The organism is Dickeya parazeae Ech586, from assembly GCF_000025065.1.
Taxonomy (GTDB): Bacteria; Pseudomonadota; Gammaproteobacteria; order Enterobacterales; family Enterobacteriaceae; genus Dickeya; species Dickeya zeae.
Genome location: NC_013592.1, coordinates 4,086,195 through 4,102,374 on the forward strand (window position 1 = coordinate 4,086,195; position 16,180 = coordinate 4,102,374).

Below are 16,180 nucleotides of genomic sequence, written 5' to 3' on the forward strand. Positions count from 1 at the left end.
GCTGGAGTTGTCGTCATGATGAATGCGCCCCGAGTGTGTATACAGGTTCAGAGCTTCTATGTGGAAGCGCAGTCTCAGCCAGAAGAAGACCGTTTCGTCTTCGCGTATACCATCACCATCCGCAATCTCGGTCGTCATGACGTCAAACTGCTTAGCCGTTATTGGATGATTACCAACGGCAACGGCAAACAAACTGAAGTACAGGGTGAGGGCGTGATCGGCCTGCAACCTGTCATTCAGCCAGGCAGCGAATTCCAGTATACCAGCGGCGCCATTCTGGAAACGCCGATGGGCACCATGGAAGGTCACTACCAGATGATTGATCATCAGGGTGAAACATTTCAGGTTCCCATTACGGTATTCCGCCTGGCCATTCCCTCACTGATACATTGAAAGACTATGGCTATCTATCTTATTGGCGACGTTCACGGCTGTGCCGTCGAGCTCAACGCGTTGCTGGCGCACGTTGCGTTTAACCCTGAGAGCGACACGCTGTGGCTGACCGGCGATCTGGTCGCGCGTGGCCCCGACTCACTGGACGTGCTGCGCTATGTGCGCTCATTGGGCGATTCAGTGCGTATGGTGCTCGGCAATCACGATCTCCATCTCCTGGCGGTATACGCGGGTATCAGCCGCAATAAACCCAAAGATCGTCTGGATCCGCTGCTCTCGGCTCCTGATGCGGACGACTTGATCAACTGGCTGCGACGCCAGCCGATGTTGCAGGTAGATGAAGAACGTAAGCTGGTGATGACCCACGCCGGTATCACGCCGCAATGGGATCTGGACACCGCCAAAATGTGTGCGCGGGAAGTCGAAGCGATCCTCAGCAGCGACAGCTATCCGCTGTTTCTGGATGCGATGTACGGCGACATGCCGAATCATTGGAGCCCGGAATTGAGTGGGCTGGCTCGTTTGCGCTTTAGTACCAACGTGTTTACCCGCATGCGCTACTGCTTTTCAGGCGGCCAGCTCGATATGCTGTGTAAAGAGGCGCCCTCGCAGGCACCGTCGCTGCTTAAGCCCTGGTTTGCTCTACCGGGCCCGGTTCCAACCGAATACGCTATTGCCTTCGGTCACTGGGCATCGTTGGAAGGAAAAGGCACGCCGGAAGGTATCTATGCGCTGGATACCGGCTGCTGCTGGGGTGGCTCACTCACTTGTCTGCGTTGGGACGATAAGCGCTATTTCACGCAACCATCACTCTCATCCAATACCGAGTTTTCTGGCGATATCGCGCTGAACGGATAAGTAAAAGCGCTCCTATTATCCCCAGCCGTGCCAATGTCATAGCAACGAAAAAGTCGTCTCAGACTGAACCTTTTGGGATGACTGCTCGGCTGACGCCTTGACGGGAATCGACCAGATGCCGCCGCCAAGGAATCCGGCCAGACCCACGACTTCCAGATCATCTGAGGGCAATTCACGGCGGCGTGGATCGCTCAAACGGTCAGTATTCAGATTGCGGTTGCTATTCATCATGCGTACGGTCTCCGGCCTATCAAATGCCTATCAAACACAGCGGTTTACTGACATCGTTGATTTAACAACGAAAGCTGTCACTCATTTTTATAGTAACGATGGCAGATGACGGAAATGTGTCTTACGGGTTGATAGGTATGAAAAGCCTTTCGCTGTGGGAACAGAAAACGAAAAAACCCGTCATAAGACGGGTTTAGCTGGCTATCTGGCGTATTACCGACTGAGCGTTATCACCGGCAAGCGCACTTAGCGACGGTCGAGGATTTCGAAGCAATAACTGTGAGAGTTTTGCTCATCGGCATCATGGAATTCACTGAACGTCGATACCCACTCATCCGGTTCGTAATCCGGGAAATGGGTGTCGCCTTCCACCTCAGCGTCAATATGGGTCAGATACAGGCGGCCAGCCTGCGGCAGCATCTGCTGATAAATGCAGCCTCCGCCGATCACCATCACTTCTTCCACGTCACCAGCGGCTGCCAGCGCCGCGTCCAGCGACGTCACCCAGGTTACCCGCTCATCGTCGCCCGGTTGACTGCTCACCACAATGTTCAGTCGTCCCGGCAGCGGCCGCCCGATAGAGCGGAACGTATTGCGCCCCATAATCACGGGTTTATTGAGTGTGTTGCGCTTAAACCACGCCAAATCAGCTGGCAGGTGCCACGGCATGGCGTTCTCCATTCCGATCACACGATCCACTGCCAGTGCGGCAATCAAACTAATCACCATGGTAAAACCCTACAGGCTACAAAATTGGTGCCACTATACGGAAAGCCTGCCCATGCGTCGATATGCTTACCGGGTCGCCACCCACTATTTAAGAGAACACTGAATGCCTTAAGAGAACACCGAATCCTTAAACAGAAAGCCGAAGCGTTATACTCCCGGACGTTTACGATAAATCCAGACTCCCGGCAGCGACAGCCCGATAGACAGTGCCCCAACGATAAAACTGGCTTTCAGGAAGTTGGTGATCAGCGTTTGCATCAACGCCTCGCTATATCCATGCTGGGAAAGCTGCACGACCGAAATCATCGCCGTATAGGCGGAAATACCGGGGAACATCGGGATCACCGCTGCAACGGTAAAGACTTTAGGGTGAGCCAGGAACCAGCGGGACCAGCGAATACCGATGATCCCCACCATGATCGATGCCACAAAGGTCGCCAGCTCGATAGGGATACCGAAGCGAATCATCAAAAAGCGCACACTATGCCCCAGCGCGCCGAGTAACGCGCAATACGGCAACGCTCGCATTGGTACGTTAAATACCATAGCGAACCCGACCGCCGGCACCGCGGCCAGCACCATGTCCTGAATTAACGCCCAAACCAGTTCAATCACCATCCGTGCAGCCCCCATATCACCATTGCCGTTACCACACCAATACAGGTCGACAGCGTCAGCAGGCTGGCCATCGTCCAGCGTGCCAACCCGGTGTTCACATGGCCTTTAAACATATCGGCGACCGCATTAATCAGCGGAAAGCCGGGTACCAGCAACAACACACTGGCCGCCATCGCCACGGAGGAACTGTGCTCAAGAGCGGGCACCCGCATCAACAACCCGGATGCCGACGTCGCCACAAATGCGGTAATACAGAAATTGATCAACGGATTAAGGTGCCGGGCGGTCAAAACCTGACGAACATACATCGCCATGCCGCTGGCAATCAGCGTCACCAGAAACGCATCCCAGCCGCCGCCGTTTAAACGGCTAAAACAGCCGCACGACAACGCCACGATGGTCACCATCAGCCAACGCGGATAACGCAACGGTTTGATATGGCTAAAGCGCTTTGCCACACCCGCCACATCCAGCAGTTTATGTTCTGCCATGATCACCACGCGCTGCACTTCCGTCACCACATGCATGTTGATGCCTCTGTCCACATTTTTACGGGTGGATGTCAGGCAATGCCCTTGCATAATGGTAGTCAGCACTATTGCGTTAGCCGAAATTGAGCTTTCTACCGCGTCCATTCCCAGTGCCACGCCAAGTCGTGACGAGAGCTGCTCAACCAGCATACTTTCCGCACCATGCTGCAACAGCAGCAGTGCGCACTGAATACACAATCGGGTAATATCCCGCTGCTGTGTGGTTTCATTTACCATCTTACACTTCGTCCCCTGTCCTGATTACAACCACTATAAGCGTGGTTTTTATAAGTTTATTAACATTTCAAATCGATGATTGATAGTGCGAAAAAATGCCACTGACGGTATTATGCCCACCTTTTTTCGTCGAATCCTTGATTGTCATACGTGATCCATCATGCTTGAAACCTCTTTATTCGTGGCGACCATCGCTGCACTGGGGATGATATCTCCCGGCCCGGACTTCTTTCTGGTGATCAAAAATGCGGTACGTTACCCACGGCTGGCCGCCATGATGACCACTGTCGGTGTTATCGCTGGTGTCGCCACCCATATGGCGTATTGTGTCGCCGGTCTGGCGGTCGTCATCACCACCACGCCCTGGTTATTCAGCCTGCTGAAATATGTCGGTGCCGCCTACCTGATCTGGCTGGGGATTCAGGCACTGTGCTCACGCGGCGGCAGTAAGCTGGATTTATCCGGCCTGACGCCGCAGCGCATCGGACTGTGGAAAGCCTTCCTCCAGGGCTACCTCTGCAACCTGCTGAACCCGAAAGCGACGCTGTTTTTTCTGGCGGTCTTCACCCAGGTATTGGGGCTGAACTCCAGCATGGGGGAAAAGTTGTGGTACGCCGGGATAATCCTGGGATTGACGCTGATCTGGTGGCCGCTACTGGTTATTCTGATTCAGAGCGAACCAGTACGTCGCGGCCTGACCAAAGCCCAAAAGCTGATCGACAAACTGCTTGGCGGCGTGTTGATTACGCTGGGCATCAAAGTTGCGTTAAGCTAAACCGCCACCCTGATACCAGACGAAAAAACCGGCCTGATGCCACGCACCAGGCCGGTTTTATTTTTCATGATTGACCTTTCACGATTTCACGACAGCGCGCCTGAACTCAGGCGCGTGTGTTTTTAGCCGTTATCCCTGAATACGGGCATGCATTTCCTGAACGGAAATCACCTGCTCGGTTGGGTCGGCGTTCAGCGACATCGCCGTAGCAAAACCGCCGTTCATGGTGGTGTCGTAATGCACTTTATACTGCAGCGCACTGCGGCGAATCAGTTTGGAATCTTCGATCGCCTGACGACCCGCTGTGGTATTGACGATGTAGGTGTATTCGCCATTCTTGATGCGGTCCTGAATATGTGGACGGCCTTCATGTACCTTGTTCACCAAACGCGGATTGATACCGGCTTCACCCAACACCACCGCGGTGCCGTGAGTCGCATCCAGTTCAAAACCGTGCTTGAGCAGCTTGGCAGCCAAATCCACTACGCGGGCCTTGTCACCCTCACGTACCGACAGCAACGCGCGGCCAGTTTTCTTCATCGGTGAGTTACTGCCCAGCATCGCCTTGGCGAAGGCTTCAGCAAAGGTACGCCCTACACCCATCACCTCGCCGGTAGAACGCATTTCCGGCCCGAGGATCGGATCAACACCTGGGAATTTATTAAACGGCAGCACCACTTCCTTAACGGAATAGTACGGCGGAATCACCTCTTTGGTGACGCCCTGCTGCGCCAGCGTTTGTCCCACCATCACACGGGCAGCCACTTTCGCCAGCGGAACCCCTGTGGCTTTGGAAACAAATGGCACGGTACGTGCCGCACGCGGGTTCACCTCAATCAGGTACACTTCGTTGTTTTTCACCGCGAACTGCACATTCATCAGGCCACGCACCGCAAGCTCGAACGCCAGTTTTTCTACCTGCTGGCGCATCACATCCTGAATCTCTTTGCTCAGGGTATACGCTGGCAGCGAACAGGCCGAGTCACCGGAGTGCACGCCCGCCTGCTCGATATGTTCCATGATGCCGCCAATCAATACGCGCTCACCGTCGCAGATAGCGTCCACATCCACTTCCACCGCGTCATCCAGGAAACGGTCCAGCAGTACCGGCGCATCGTTGGAAACACTGACTGCCGTCTGGAAGTAACGACGCAAATCGATTTCGTCATACACGATTTCCATCGCCCGGCCACCCAGTACGTAAGACGGGCGCACCACCAGCGGATAGCCGATGTTAACGGCTTTTTCCACCGCCTGATCGATGGTGCTGACCGTGGCGTTGGCCGGTTGCTTCAGGCCAAGGCGGTTAACCGCCTGCTGGAAGCGCTCACGGTCTTCCGCACGGTCGATAGCATCTGGACTGGTGCCGATCACCGGTACACCGGCGGCCTCAAGCTGACGCGCCAGTTTCAGCGGCGTCTGTCCGCCGTACTGCACGATCACACCCTTCGGCTGCTCAATACGCACAATCTCCAGCACGTCTTCCAGCGTTACCGGCTCGAAGTAGAGGCGATCGGAAGTATCGTAATCGGTGGAGACGGTTTCCGGGTTGCAGTTGACCATAATGGTTTCATAGCCGTCTTCACGCAGCGCCAGCGCCGCATGCACACAGCAATAGTCAAACTCAATCCCCTGACCGATACGGTTCGGGCCACCGCCCAGCACCATTACCTTGTCACGATCCTGATTCGGGTTGGCCTCGCACTCCTCGTCATACGTGGAGTACATGTAGGCGGTATCCGTCGCGAACTCGGCGGCACAGGTATCTACGCGCTTGTAGACCGGATGCAGATCATATTTGTAACGCAGCTTGCGGATTTCACCTTCTGATACACCGGCCAGTTTTGCCAGGCGTGCATCGGCGAAGCCTTTGCGTTTGAGCAAACGCAGGAATTCTTTCGTCAGGCCGTTAGCGCCTTGTTCTGCCACCTGCTCTTCGAGGCGCACCAGTTCTTCGATTTGCACCAGGAACCAGCGGTCAATGTTGGTCAGGTTGAATACGCCGTCAACCGACATACCTGCACGGAATGCGTCCGCCAGATACCAGATACGGTCGCCGCCGGCGTCTTTCAATTCGCGGCGGATTTTAGTCAGCGCTTCCGGATCGTCCAGACTCACTTTGGGATCGAAACCGGTCGCCCCGACTTCCAGACCACGCAGCGCTTTCTGCAGTGATTCCTGCTGGGTACGGCCGATCGCCATCACTTCGCCCACCGATTTCATCTGCGTGGTCAGACGATCGTTAGCGCCAGCGAATTTTTCGAAGTTAAAGCGCGGTATCTTGGTAACCACATAATCGATGGACGGCTCGAACGATGCCGGGGTACGCCCGCCGGTAATATCATTCATCAGTTCATCAAGCGTATAACCCACCGCCAGTTTGGCCGCGATCTTGGCGATCGGGAAACCGGTCGCTTTGGAAGCCAGCGCCGAAGAGCGGGATACGCGCGGGTTCATTTCGATAACGATCAGACGCCCGGTTTTCGGGTTGACCGCAAACTGCACGTTGGAGCCGCCGGTTTCTACCCCGATTTCACGCAGTACCGCCATCGAGGCGTTACGCATGATTTGGTATTCCTTGTCGGTCAGGGTTTGTGCCGGTGCGACAGTGATAGAGTCACCGGTGTGGATCCCCATCGCATCAAGGTTTTCAATAGAGCAGACGATGATGCAGTTATCGTTTTTATCCCGCACCACTTCCATTTCATACTCTTTCCAGCCGATCAACGATTCGTCGATCAGCAGTTCCTTGGTCGGTGACAAATCCAGACCACGGGTACAAATTTCTTCAAACTCTTCACGGTTGTAAGCAATACCGCCGCCCGTGCCACCCATGGTGAAAGACGGGCGAATAATACAGGGATACCCCACATCCGCCGCTACCGCCAGCGCTTCATCCATATTGTGGGCGATGCCGGAACGTGCGGTTTCGAGGCCGATTTTTTTCATCGCGATATCGAAACGGCGACGATCTTCCGCCTTATCGATGGCATCAGCGGTCGCGCCAATCATGGTCACGCCGAACTCTGCCAACACTCCCTGACGTTCCAGTTCCAGCGCGCAGTTCAGCGCCGTCTGGCCGCCCATTGTCGGCAACACGGCATCCGGACGTTCTTTTTCGATGATTTTGCGCACCACTTCCCAATGGATCGGTTCAATATAGGTGGCATCGGCCATCTCCGGGTCGGTCATGATAGTGGCCGGGTTGGAGTTCACCAGAATCACGCGGTAACCTTCTTCACGCAGCGCCTTACACGCCTGAGCGCCGGAGTAGTCAAACTCGCACGCCTGACCGATCACGATCGGACCGGCACCGAGAATCAGGATACTTTTTATGTCTGTACGTTTTGGCATTTTTCGCTCCTGCGAACCCGTTTACTCACCGCCGCGCTGGCACTTTCGCCCTGTTCTTTTATCGCAGCGTGACTAAACGGATTCTGATTATTTGGTGTTACGATAAGACTCAATCAGCTCGATGAAGTGATCAAACAGCGGCGCGGCGTCATGTGGGCCGGGGCTGGCTTCAGGGTGACCCTGAAAACTGAATGCCGCTTTATCGGTGCGATGAATGCCCTGCAGCGAACCATCAAACAGCGATTTGTGTGTTGCACGCAGTGTGGCAGGCAGCGACGTTTCGTCTACCGCAAAGCCGTGGTTTTGCGCGGTGATCATCACACGGTTGCCGTCCAGATCTTTCACCGGGTGGTTGCCGCCGTGGTGACCGAACTTCATCTTGACGGTTTTCGCGCCACTGGCCAGCGCCAGCAACTGGTGGCCCAGACAAATGCCGAATACCGGAATATCGGTTTCCAGAAAGGCTTTAATCGCCTTGATGGCGTAATCGCACGGTTCCGGATCGCCAGGGCCATTAGAGAGGAAAATACCGTCCGGATTGAGTTTCAGCACATCCTCGGCCGAGGTTTGCGCCGGTACCACCGTCAGGCGGCAGCCGCGATCCACCAACATACGCAGGATATTACGCTTCACACCGTAGTCATACGCCACCACGTGATACGGCAGTTCACCCTCGGTTTTTGCTGCTGGCAGTTCGCCTTCCAGCGTCCAGCTTCCCTGTAACCAGCTATAGCTGGAGCGGGTGGTCACTTCTTTCGCCAGATCCATCCCTTTCAGGCCGGGGAACGCTTTAGCCTTTTCCAGCGCCAGCGCCGCATCCGGTGCGTCACCTGCGATGATGCAACCATTCTGCGCGCCTTTTTCACGCAGCAAACGCGTTAATTTGCGGGTATCGATATCCGCAATTGCCACAATATTGTTGCGCTTGAGGTAATCAGACAGGCTTTCTTCGCTGCGGTAGTTGCTGGCAATCAGCGGTAAATCACGGATAACCAAGCCCTGAGCATGAACGGCGGGAGATTCTTCATCGGCTTTGTTGGTGCCGACATTTCCGATATGGGGATAAGTAAGAGTGACAATCTGGCGGGAATAGGAAGGATCAGTGAGGATTTCTTGATAACCGGTCATTGACGTATTGAAAACGACTTCCCCCACTGCCGTTCCCTCTGCCCCAATGGCCCGACCGTGGAATTGGGTTCCGTCTTCCAGAACCAATAGCGCTGACTTAATCAAAACACCCTCCAAGGAATAAAAAATCATGTTATTTGCATATTAATTCAGATTTGATGGACTAAATCAATGCAAAAGCCACCTGTAAGGCAAATTTTTGGCAAATTGCGCGCATTTTAATGATGCACCTGACCGTTGTCTAGCCAAACCGGATTTTTTTTCACTATTTCATGGCTTCAGAAGGTAATACATCGCCATATCGGCAAAAACATACATCAACTGCGAAAAGTAAACGGTTGCCAGCATCGATGAATGAAAGAATGATTAAAATCACGCCAAAACCGGTATCCTGAATCAGAAATGGTCGACACACGACAGATAAAAAGATAGATAACCATGAAAAATATCAAATATAGACCAATATACAAACCAAACCATCATTTATCACATAAAACAATGGCGCTATTTTTAGCGCCATTAAAATCAATACATTAAGAAAAAATCAGGGAGCCACACCTTACAAATCATCAAGCCCCAGCACATCCCTCATGTCAAAAAGACCATGATTACGAGAGCTTACCCACAATGCAGACCTGACTGCGCCATTTGCGAATGTCATCCGACTGGAAGCCTTGTGCGTTATCTCGATGCGTTCGCCGATGTCTGCAAACATCGCCGTATGCTCTCCCACGATATCTCCAGCCCGAATGGTGGCAAAACCGATGCTTTTTGGCTCACGCTCACCGGTATACCCTTCACGTGCATAAACCGCACACTCTTTCAGGTCACGACCCAACGCCCCGGCAATCGCTTCCCCCATCGCCAATGCCGTGCCTGATGGGGCGTCCACTTTATGGCGGTGGTGCGCTTCAATAATCTCAATGTCCGTGTAGTCACCCATGACTTTGGCCGCTTTTTCCAGCAGCTTGAGCAACACATTCACGCCAACGCTAAAGTTAGCGGCAAACACAATACCAATGTCGGCGGCAGCCTGCTGAATCGCTGCTTTACCGGCGTCGTCAAAACCGGTAGTACCGATAACCATCCCTTTACCGTGCTGGCGACAAAACGCCAAATGCTTAAGCGTGCCTTCTGGACGGGTAAAATCGATAAACACATCAAAATCGTTCACCACTGCCTCAAGGCTGCTTTGTACGGTAACATCCGCTTTCCCTGCCCCGGCCAACTCTCCCGCGTCACTACCCAGCAAAGATGAACCTTCGCGTTCCAGCGCCGCACCCAGGACTACGCCTTCCATCTGCAATGCAGCCTGAATCAACTGCCGCCCCATGCGACCACCCGCTCCTGCGATGGCGACGCGGATTTGTGCATCACGCATATTCGTACTCTTTATTTGTTGATGAGTGAGAAAAGGTTCTCAGGTTAACCAGCCCAGCCAGGCGCTGCCAGCCGAAAACCCCCATAATTAGAAATTTATGACAAACCCGCGGGGATATCAGTAAAAGCTATTGTTTATGGCCACAATACCCTGCCCCTGCAGGAAGGCATGGCTTAACCAAAACATTAAGGTGCTAAAGCCAACACCTGCGCCACCCATGCGCGAAATCCCGCGGCATCCAACGCTAATGCCACCTGCGCATTAGCTGGGCGATGCAACCGATGCTGGAGATCCACTACCGTGGCACCGGCGGTATATTCTCCCTGCGTTTCCACCGCGACAAAACAGTGTTGCAGGGTAAACAATGTGGGTTTCACCAGATAAGCAATAGCGCACAGGTCGTGCATACGCAAACCAGTCGCCATACTGCCGCTGCGATAATGGCTGAACAGTGCATGCAACATGGCACCGGTGCGGTTAAGGCCCGGTAATGTGGCCAGATAATCCGGCGTCAGCACCGCCTCATTGGTCACATCCAGCCCACACATCACGATATCGATACCGCTGTCGAAGACACGCGCCGCCGCCTCCGGGTCGATCGCCATATTAAATTCCGCATTCGGCGTGAAATTGCCACGCCCTGACGATCCCCCCATCATCACCAGACGTTTAATCTGTTTTTTGCACTGCGGGTAAAGCGTCAGCAGTAAGGCGATATTGGTCAGTGGCCCGATGGTCACAAGCGTGACAGGCTCAGGGCTACGGTTAAGGCAGTCATACATGGCCTGAACGGCAGGCGCTTCCAGCACGGTACGTTCATGCGCCACAAAGTCATAGCCTTCCATGCCAGACTCGCCATGGACATAGGCAGCGTCACGCAATGGACGTACCAACGGTGTCGCCGCCCCTTGCGCCACCGGCACGACTGCGTCCCAAAAATGCAGCAGTTGCAGCACATTGCGCGTGGTTTTTTCCACATCCACATTGCCTGCTACTGTGGTAATGAGCTTCAGATCCAGTTCAGGGGAAAACAACGCCGCCGCGATGGCAACGGCATCATCAATGCCTGGGTCAGTATCCAGAATAATGGGGATTCGGTTCATGTGCGTTCTCCCAAAAAAATGCCAGGCGATTTTCATCGTCTGGCATCATTTTTAACGATGAGGCGAAGGACTTACTCCACTTCACGAACGTCCATACGCAATTCTTTCGGCACTTCAAACACGATGTTCTCTGCGCGACCTTCCATCTCCATGGCCACTTCGCCCCCCATGCTTTGCAAACGTTTAATCACTTGCTGAACCAGCACGTCCGGCGCAGAAGCCCCGGCCGTTACCCCCACACAAGCCACTCCCTTCAGCCACTCTTCCTGAATATCATCGGCAGAATCAATCAGGTAAGACGGTTTACCGACACGCTGTGACAGCTCGGCCAGACGATTGGAGTTAGAAGAGTTTTTCGAGCCGACCACCAGTACCACATTTGCCTGCGCCGCCAGGTTACGCACGGCTTCCTGACGGTTGGTGGTGGCGTAACAGATATCATCTTTGCGCGGCCCGATAATCTGCGGGAAACGCGCCCGCAGCGCATCGATGACCGCCGAGGTATCATCCACCGACAAGGTCGTCTGGGTCATGAAACAGAGATTGGTTTCATCCTTTACCTGCAGCGACCAGACATCCTCCGGCCCTTCCACCAGGTACATGCCCCCAGCCGGGTTGTTGTACTGGCCCATGGTGCCTTCCACTTCCGGATGCCCGGCGTGGCCTATCAGGATAGCTTCCGTCCCCTTACGGCTGGCACGCGCCACCTCCATATGCACTTTCGTCACCAGCGGACAGGTCGCATCAAAGACGGTCAATTCACGGCTTTTGGCTTCCGCTCTCACCGCCTGCGATACGCCGTGTGCGGAAAAGATCAGAATCGCGCCATCCGGCACGTCTTCGATTTGCTCGATAAAGACGGCACCGCGATCGCGCAGCCCGTCCACCACATAGCGGTTATGTACCACTTCATGACGGACGTAAATCGGCGCGCCGTACACTTCCAGCGCCCGCTCGACAATACTGATAGCGCGATCGACACCAGCGCAGAATCCACGGGGATTAGCCAGCAGGATTTTCATGCGTTGCCTCCGTCAGAGGGGGGATGAACCTCCAGTACTTCTACGTCAAACGTGATGGTATGCCCGGCCAACGGGTGGTTGAAATCCACCGTCACCGACTCGTCAGCCACCTCACGGATAATGCCTGGCATATCATTACCAGCCATACCGCTGAACAGCATGATGGTGCCCACTTCGGGCACCCCGGTCTGCACAAAATCACGACGCAGGAAGAATTGGATCAAATCGGGATTCAACGGGCCAAAGGCAGACTCTGGCGGCAGACTGAACGTACGCTTATCGCCGACCTGCAAACCCAGCAATTGAGCTTCCAGCGCCGCCGACAGGCTACCGTCCCCCAGCCGAAACATCGCCGGTTTGCCGCTCTCACGGGTGGCTTCCGCCACGGAACCGTCTTCCAGCATCAGCGTAAAATGCACCAGCACTCCGCTGCCGTTCGTCACGAATTCCGTCATGCGTTATTTACCTTCCGCCTGCTTTTTTTGCGGAGAAGCCAAAAACCCCTCCAGCACAATCAGCAACGCTCCCACGACAATGGCGCTATCCGCCAGATTAAACGTCGGGTAATGCCAGTTATTGACGTAAAAATCCAGAAAGTCGATCACGTAACCATGTACCAACCGATCGGCCAGGTTGCCAATAGCGCCACCAATGATCATCGCATAAGCGATGTTGTTCAGCTTCTGGCTGGCACTGGAGCGAAGCATCATCGCCAGCAACGCCACAATAATGACCAGTGCTATCACCGCAAACAGCCAACGTTGCCAGCCGCCTTTGTCTGCCAGAAAGCTAAACGCCGCGCCATAGTTATGGGCGTAGGTAAAATTGAAGAACGGCACCAGCGGTACCGACTCGCCCAGTTGGAAGTGGGTCATCACCCACTGCTTGCTGCCGAGATCGACCACCAGTACCAGTGCAGCCAGCCACAGCCAGCGCAGACCCGTTGCTCCAGTAGATTTACTCATCAGACAAACTTACGCTCTTCGCCATTACCGCCAACATTGGTCGCACAGCGACCGCATACATCCGGATGCGCGGCATCACTGCCGATATCCGTTTCATAGTGCCAACAACGCGGGCATTTCTCCCCGTCGGCTTTAGTAAGGACAACTTTCAGTCCCGGTAATTCACTTTGCTGTGCGTCAGCCGGTGCATTCTCACCACGTTCCAGGCGCGCTTTGGAAGTTAACAAGGCAAAGTGCAACTCACCTTGCAGGCTGTTGAGCTGTGCAAACAACCGCTCATCTGCATACAACGTCACGGCTGCTTCCAGTGAACCACCAATGCGTTTGTCGTTACGTGCCTGCTCGATCACCTTGTTGACTTCACTGCGCACATTCAGCATGTCAGTCCAGAACGCATCGTTCATCGGCTCGCTGTCGGCCAGCCCGAATAAACCGTCATACCACTCTTCGGTAAAGACAAACTGCGCACGTTTACCCGGCAGATACCCCCAGATTTCATCGGCGGTAAACGACATAATCGGTGCCATCCAACGCACCAACGCTTCAGCGATATGGAACAGTGCAGTCTGGCAGCTACGACGCGCCACGCTGTCGTGTTTCGCGGTGTACTGGCGGTCCTTGATGATATCGAGATAGAACGACCCCATCTCAATAGAACAGAACTGCATCAGACGCTGCACCACACGGTGGAAATCGTAGCTCTCGTAAGCCTCGACAATCTCATCCTGCGCCGCTTTGGCACAGCCTACCGCCCAACGATCCAGCACCACCATGTCTTCCGGCTTCACGCTATGCAGCGCCGGATCGAAACCATTCAGGTTAGCCAGCAGGAAACGTGCGGTGTTACGGATACGACGGTAGGCATCGGCAGAACGTTTGAGGATTTCATCAGATACCGCAATCTCGCCAGAGTAATCGGTAGAGCCGATCCACAAACGCAGAATATCCGCCCCCAATTTATCCATCACATCCTGCGGGCTGACGGTGTTGCCGATGGATTTCGACATCTTGCGGCCCTGACCGTCCACGGTGAAACCGTGGGTCAGTACCTGACGGTACGGCGCTTTGCCTTTAATAGCGGTAGAAATCATCAGTGAAGACATGAACCAGCCACGATGCTGGTCGGAGCCTTCCAGATACATATCCGCTGCGTGGCCACCAAATTCCGGGCGAACATCCACCACAGATGCATGCGTCGACCCGGAGTCGAACCACACATCCAGCGTATCCGGTACTTTTTCATAATCGGCCGCTTCCGCGCCCATCAGGTCTGCCGGGTTGAGATCCCACCATGCCTGAATGCCATCCTGTTCAACACGTTTGGCTACCGCCTCAATCAGCTCTGCGGTACGAGGATGCAGTTCCTGCGTTTCTTTATGCACGAACAGCGACATCGGCACGCCCCAGGTACGCTGGCGGGAAATACACCAGTCAGGACGGTTCGCGACCATCGACTCAATGCGCGCCTGACCCCAATCCGGAATCCACTGCACGCCTTTAATTTCAGACAGCGACTGTTTACGCAAGCCGTTTTGATCCATGCTCACGAACCACTGCGGCGTAGCACGGAACAGGATCGGCGACTTGTGACGCCAGCAGCACGGGTAACTGTGTTGCAGCTTTTCATGGTGCAACAACGCGCCGCGCTCACGCAGCAATTCAACGATCTTGTCGTTGGCTTTAAACACGAACAGACCATCCAGCCCTGGGAAGGTACCCGGCAGGTAGCAGCCGTTGGGTCCGACAGGGTTAGCGATTTCTAATTGGTATTTCTGGCTGATGACATAGTCGTCCGGGCCGTGACCACCGGCGGTGTGTACCGCACCGGTACCGGCATCCAGCGTGACGTGATCACCCAAAATAGCCGGGACATCGAAATCCAGGAATGGATGACGGAAACGCAGCAATTCCAGCTCGCTACCTTTGACGGCATGTCCCAAACGAGTGCTAGCGTCGCTCCCGGCAACACGTTTAGCGACCGCGTCGGCCAGCCCTTCAGCAACGATGATGGCTTTGCCAGCCACCTGAATCAGCGCATAGTCAAACTCGGCATTCAGTGAAATGGCACGGTTGGCCGGCAACGTCCAGGGGGTCGTCGTCCAGATAACCAGCGCCACATCGCCATCAACCGCATCGGCAGCCAGCCCGAACTTCGCCAGCACGGCGGCACGGTCAACCGCGTTAAACGCCACATCAATCGCCGGGGAAGTTTTGTCGTAATACTCCACTTCCGCTTCCGCCAACGCGGAACCACAGTCGGCACACCAGTGCACCGGCTTAGCGCCCTTGTGCAGATGGCCGTTTTCGATGATACGACCCAGTGCGCGAATAATATTGGCTTCGGTTTTAAAATCCATTGTCAGGTAGGGGCGATCCCAATCACCCAACACACCCAGACGGATGAAATCTTTTTTCTGCCCGGCTACCTGCTCGGCCGCGTATTTCCGGCACTCTTCACGGAACTGTGCAGCGCTGACTTTCTCACCCGGTTTGCCCACCAGTTGTTCTACTTTCAGTTCGATTGGCAGACCGTGACAGTCCCAGCCCGGCACATACGGCGAGTCATAACCGGATAAGCCTTTGGCCTTGATAATAATGTCTTTGAGAATCTTGTTAACCGAGTGACCAATATGAATGTTGCCGTTCGCATACGGCGGGCCGTCATGAAGGATAAAGGTTTTTTTACCCTTCTTGGCGCCACGAATAATCCCGTACAAATCCTGCTCATACCAACGTTTCAGCATGTCAGGTTCGCGCTTGGCTAAATCGCCACGCATCGGGAACCCTGTTTCCGGCAAATTCAGGGTAGTTTTATAGTCACTCATTCGCTTCTCGATTTCGTTTTCGGCTAGAAAA

General features: G+C 54.4%; 15 protein-coding genes. 3 read left to right on the forward strand and 12 right to left on the reverse strand.

All coding sequences use genetic code 11. The features are described 5' to 3' along the window. Positions 1 to 15 precede the first annotated feature (15 nt). Positions 16 to 393 (forward strand): Co2+/Mg2+ efflux protein ApaG, encoded by a 378-nt coding sequence (gene apaG / locus DD586_RS17755; RefSeq protein ID WP_012886204.1) that lies wholly within the window; start codon positions 16 to 18, stop codon positions 391 to 393. A 6-nt stretch (positions 394 to 399) separates the two neighbouring features. Next, on the forward strand, positions 400 to 1,251 hold the full coding sequence (gene apaH / locus DD586_RS17760) for a bis(5'-nucleosyl)-tetraphosphatase (symmetrical) ApaH (RefSeq protein ID WP_012886205.1): 852 nt from the start codon (positions 400 to 402) through the stop codon (positions 1,249 to 1,251). A 36-nt stretch (positions 1,252 to 1,287) separates the two neighbouring features. Here the strand turns inward: apaH and DD586_RS17765 are convergent, their stop codons facing one another. The 4 genes from DD586_RS17765 to DD586_RS17780 all read right to left on the reverse strand — a co-directional run bounded on the left by DD586_RS17765 (position 1,288) and on the right by DD586_RS17780 (position 3,596). Continuing rightward, a complete protein-coding gene (locus tag DD586_RS17765; protein ID WP_012886206.1) occupies positions 1,288 to 1,482 on the reverse strand; it encodes a hypothetical protein in 195 nt (64 codons plus the stop codon). A 246-nt stretch (positions 1,483 to 1,728) separates the two neighbouring features. Continuing rightward, complete coding sequence (gene folA / locus DD586_RS17770; protein ID WP_012886207.1) at positions 1,729 to 2,211, reverse strand: type 3 dihydrofolate reductase; 483 nt, start codon at positions 2,209 to 2,211, stop codon at positions 1,729 to 1,731. A gap of 147 nt (positions 2,212 to 2,358) precedes the next feature. Next, on the reverse strand, positions 2,359 to 2,829 hold the full coding sequence (locus DD586_RS17775) for a threonine/serine exporter (protein ID WP_012886208.1): 471 nt from the start codon (positions 2,827 to 2,829) through the stop codon (positions 2,359 to 2,361). Beyond that, positions 2,823 to 3,596 carry a threonine/serine exporter family protein gene (locus DD586_RS17780; protein ID WP_012886209.1) on the reverse strand — a complete coding sequence of 258 codons (774 nt, stop codon included), beginning with the start codon at positions 3,594 to 3,596 and terminating at the stop codon, positions 2,823 to 2,825. The genes DD586_RS17775 and DD586_RS17780 overlap by 7 nt, the downstream gene beginning before the upstream one ends. Before the next feature lie 160 nt (positions 3,597 to 3,756). On the opposite strand from DD586_RS17780, the gene DD586_RS17785 reads away from it, so the two are divergent. Beyond that, positions 3,757 to 4,371, forward strand: coding sequence for a LysE family translocator (locus tag DD586_RS17785; RefSeq protein ID WP_012886210.1), 615 nt, complete (start codon positions 3,757 to 3,759; stop codon positions 4,369 to 4,371). A 129-nt stretch (positions 4,372 to 4,500) separates the two neighbouring features. Here the strand turns inward: DD586_RS17785 and carB are convergent, their stop codons facing one another. The 8 genes from carB to ileS all read right to left on the reverse strand — a co-directional run bounded on the left by carB (position 4,501) and on the right by ileS (position 16,149). Further along, positions 4,501 to 7,725, reverse strand: coding sequence for a carbamoyl-phosphate synthase large subunit (gene carB / locus DD586_RS17790; protein ID WP_012886211.1), 3,225 nt, complete (start codon positions 7,723 to 7,725; stop codon positions 4,501 to 4,503). An 87-nt stretch (positions 7,726 to 7,812) separates the two neighbouring features. Then, positions 7,813 to 8,958 (reverse strand): glutamine-hydrolyzing carbamoyl-phosphate synthase small subunit, encoded by a 1,146-nt coding sequence (gene carA, locus DD586_RS17795; RefSeq protein WP_012886212.1) that lies wholly within the window; start codon positions 8,956 to 8,958, stop codon positions 7,813 to 7,815. 454 nt (positions 8,959 to 9,412) lie between these two features. Next, positions 9,413 to 10,234 (reverse strand): 4-hydroxy-tetrahydrodipicolinate reductase, encoded by an 822-nt coding sequence (gene dapB, locus DD586_RS17800; protein WP_012886213.1) that lies wholly within the window; start codon positions 10,232 to 10,234, stop codon positions 9,413 to 9,415. A gap of 185 nt (positions 10,235 to 10,419) precedes the next feature. Next, positions 10,420 to 11,337 carry a ribonucleoside hydrolase RihC gene (rihC, locus tag DD586_RS17805; protein ID WP_012886214.1) on the reverse strand — a complete coding sequence of 306 codons (918 nt, stop codon included), beginning with the start codon at positions 11,335 to 11,337 and terminating at the stop codon, positions 10,420 to 10,422. A gap of 71 nt (positions 11,338 to 11,408) precedes the next feature. Further along, positions 11,409 to 12,359 carry a 4-hydroxy-3-methylbut-2-enyl diphosphate reductase gene (ispH, locus tag DD586_RS17810; protein ID WP_012886215.1) on the reverse strand — a complete coding sequence of 317 codons (951 nt, stop codon included), beginning with the start codon at positions 12,357 to 12,359 and terminating at the stop codon, positions 11,409 to 11,411. Further along, a complete protein-coding gene (gene fkpB / locus DD586_RS17815) occupies positions 12,356 to 12,814 on the reverse strand; it encodes an FKBP-type peptidyl-prolyl cis-trans isomerase (protein ID WP_012886216.1) in 459 nt (152 codons plus the stop codon). Before fkpB ends, ispH begins: the two co-directional genes overlap by 4 nt. Before the next feature lie 3 nt (positions 12,815 to 12,817). Continuing rightward, positions 12,818 to 13,324 (reverse strand): signal peptidase II, encoded by a 507-nt coding sequence (gene lspA / locus DD586_RS17820; protein ID WP_012886217.1) that lies wholly within the window; start codon positions 13,322 to 13,324, stop codon positions 12,818 to 12,820. Next, positions 13,324 to 16,149 carry an isoleucine--tRNA ligase gene (gene ileS / locus DD586_RS17825; RefSeq protein WP_012886218.1) on the reverse strand — a complete coding sequence of 942 codons (2,826 nt, stop codon included), beginning with the start codon at positions 16,147 to 16,149 and terminating at the stop codon, positions 13,324 to 13,326. The genes lspA and ileS overlap by 1 nt, the downstream gene beginning before the upstream one ends. Positions 16,150 to 16,180 lie beyond the last annotated feature (31 nt).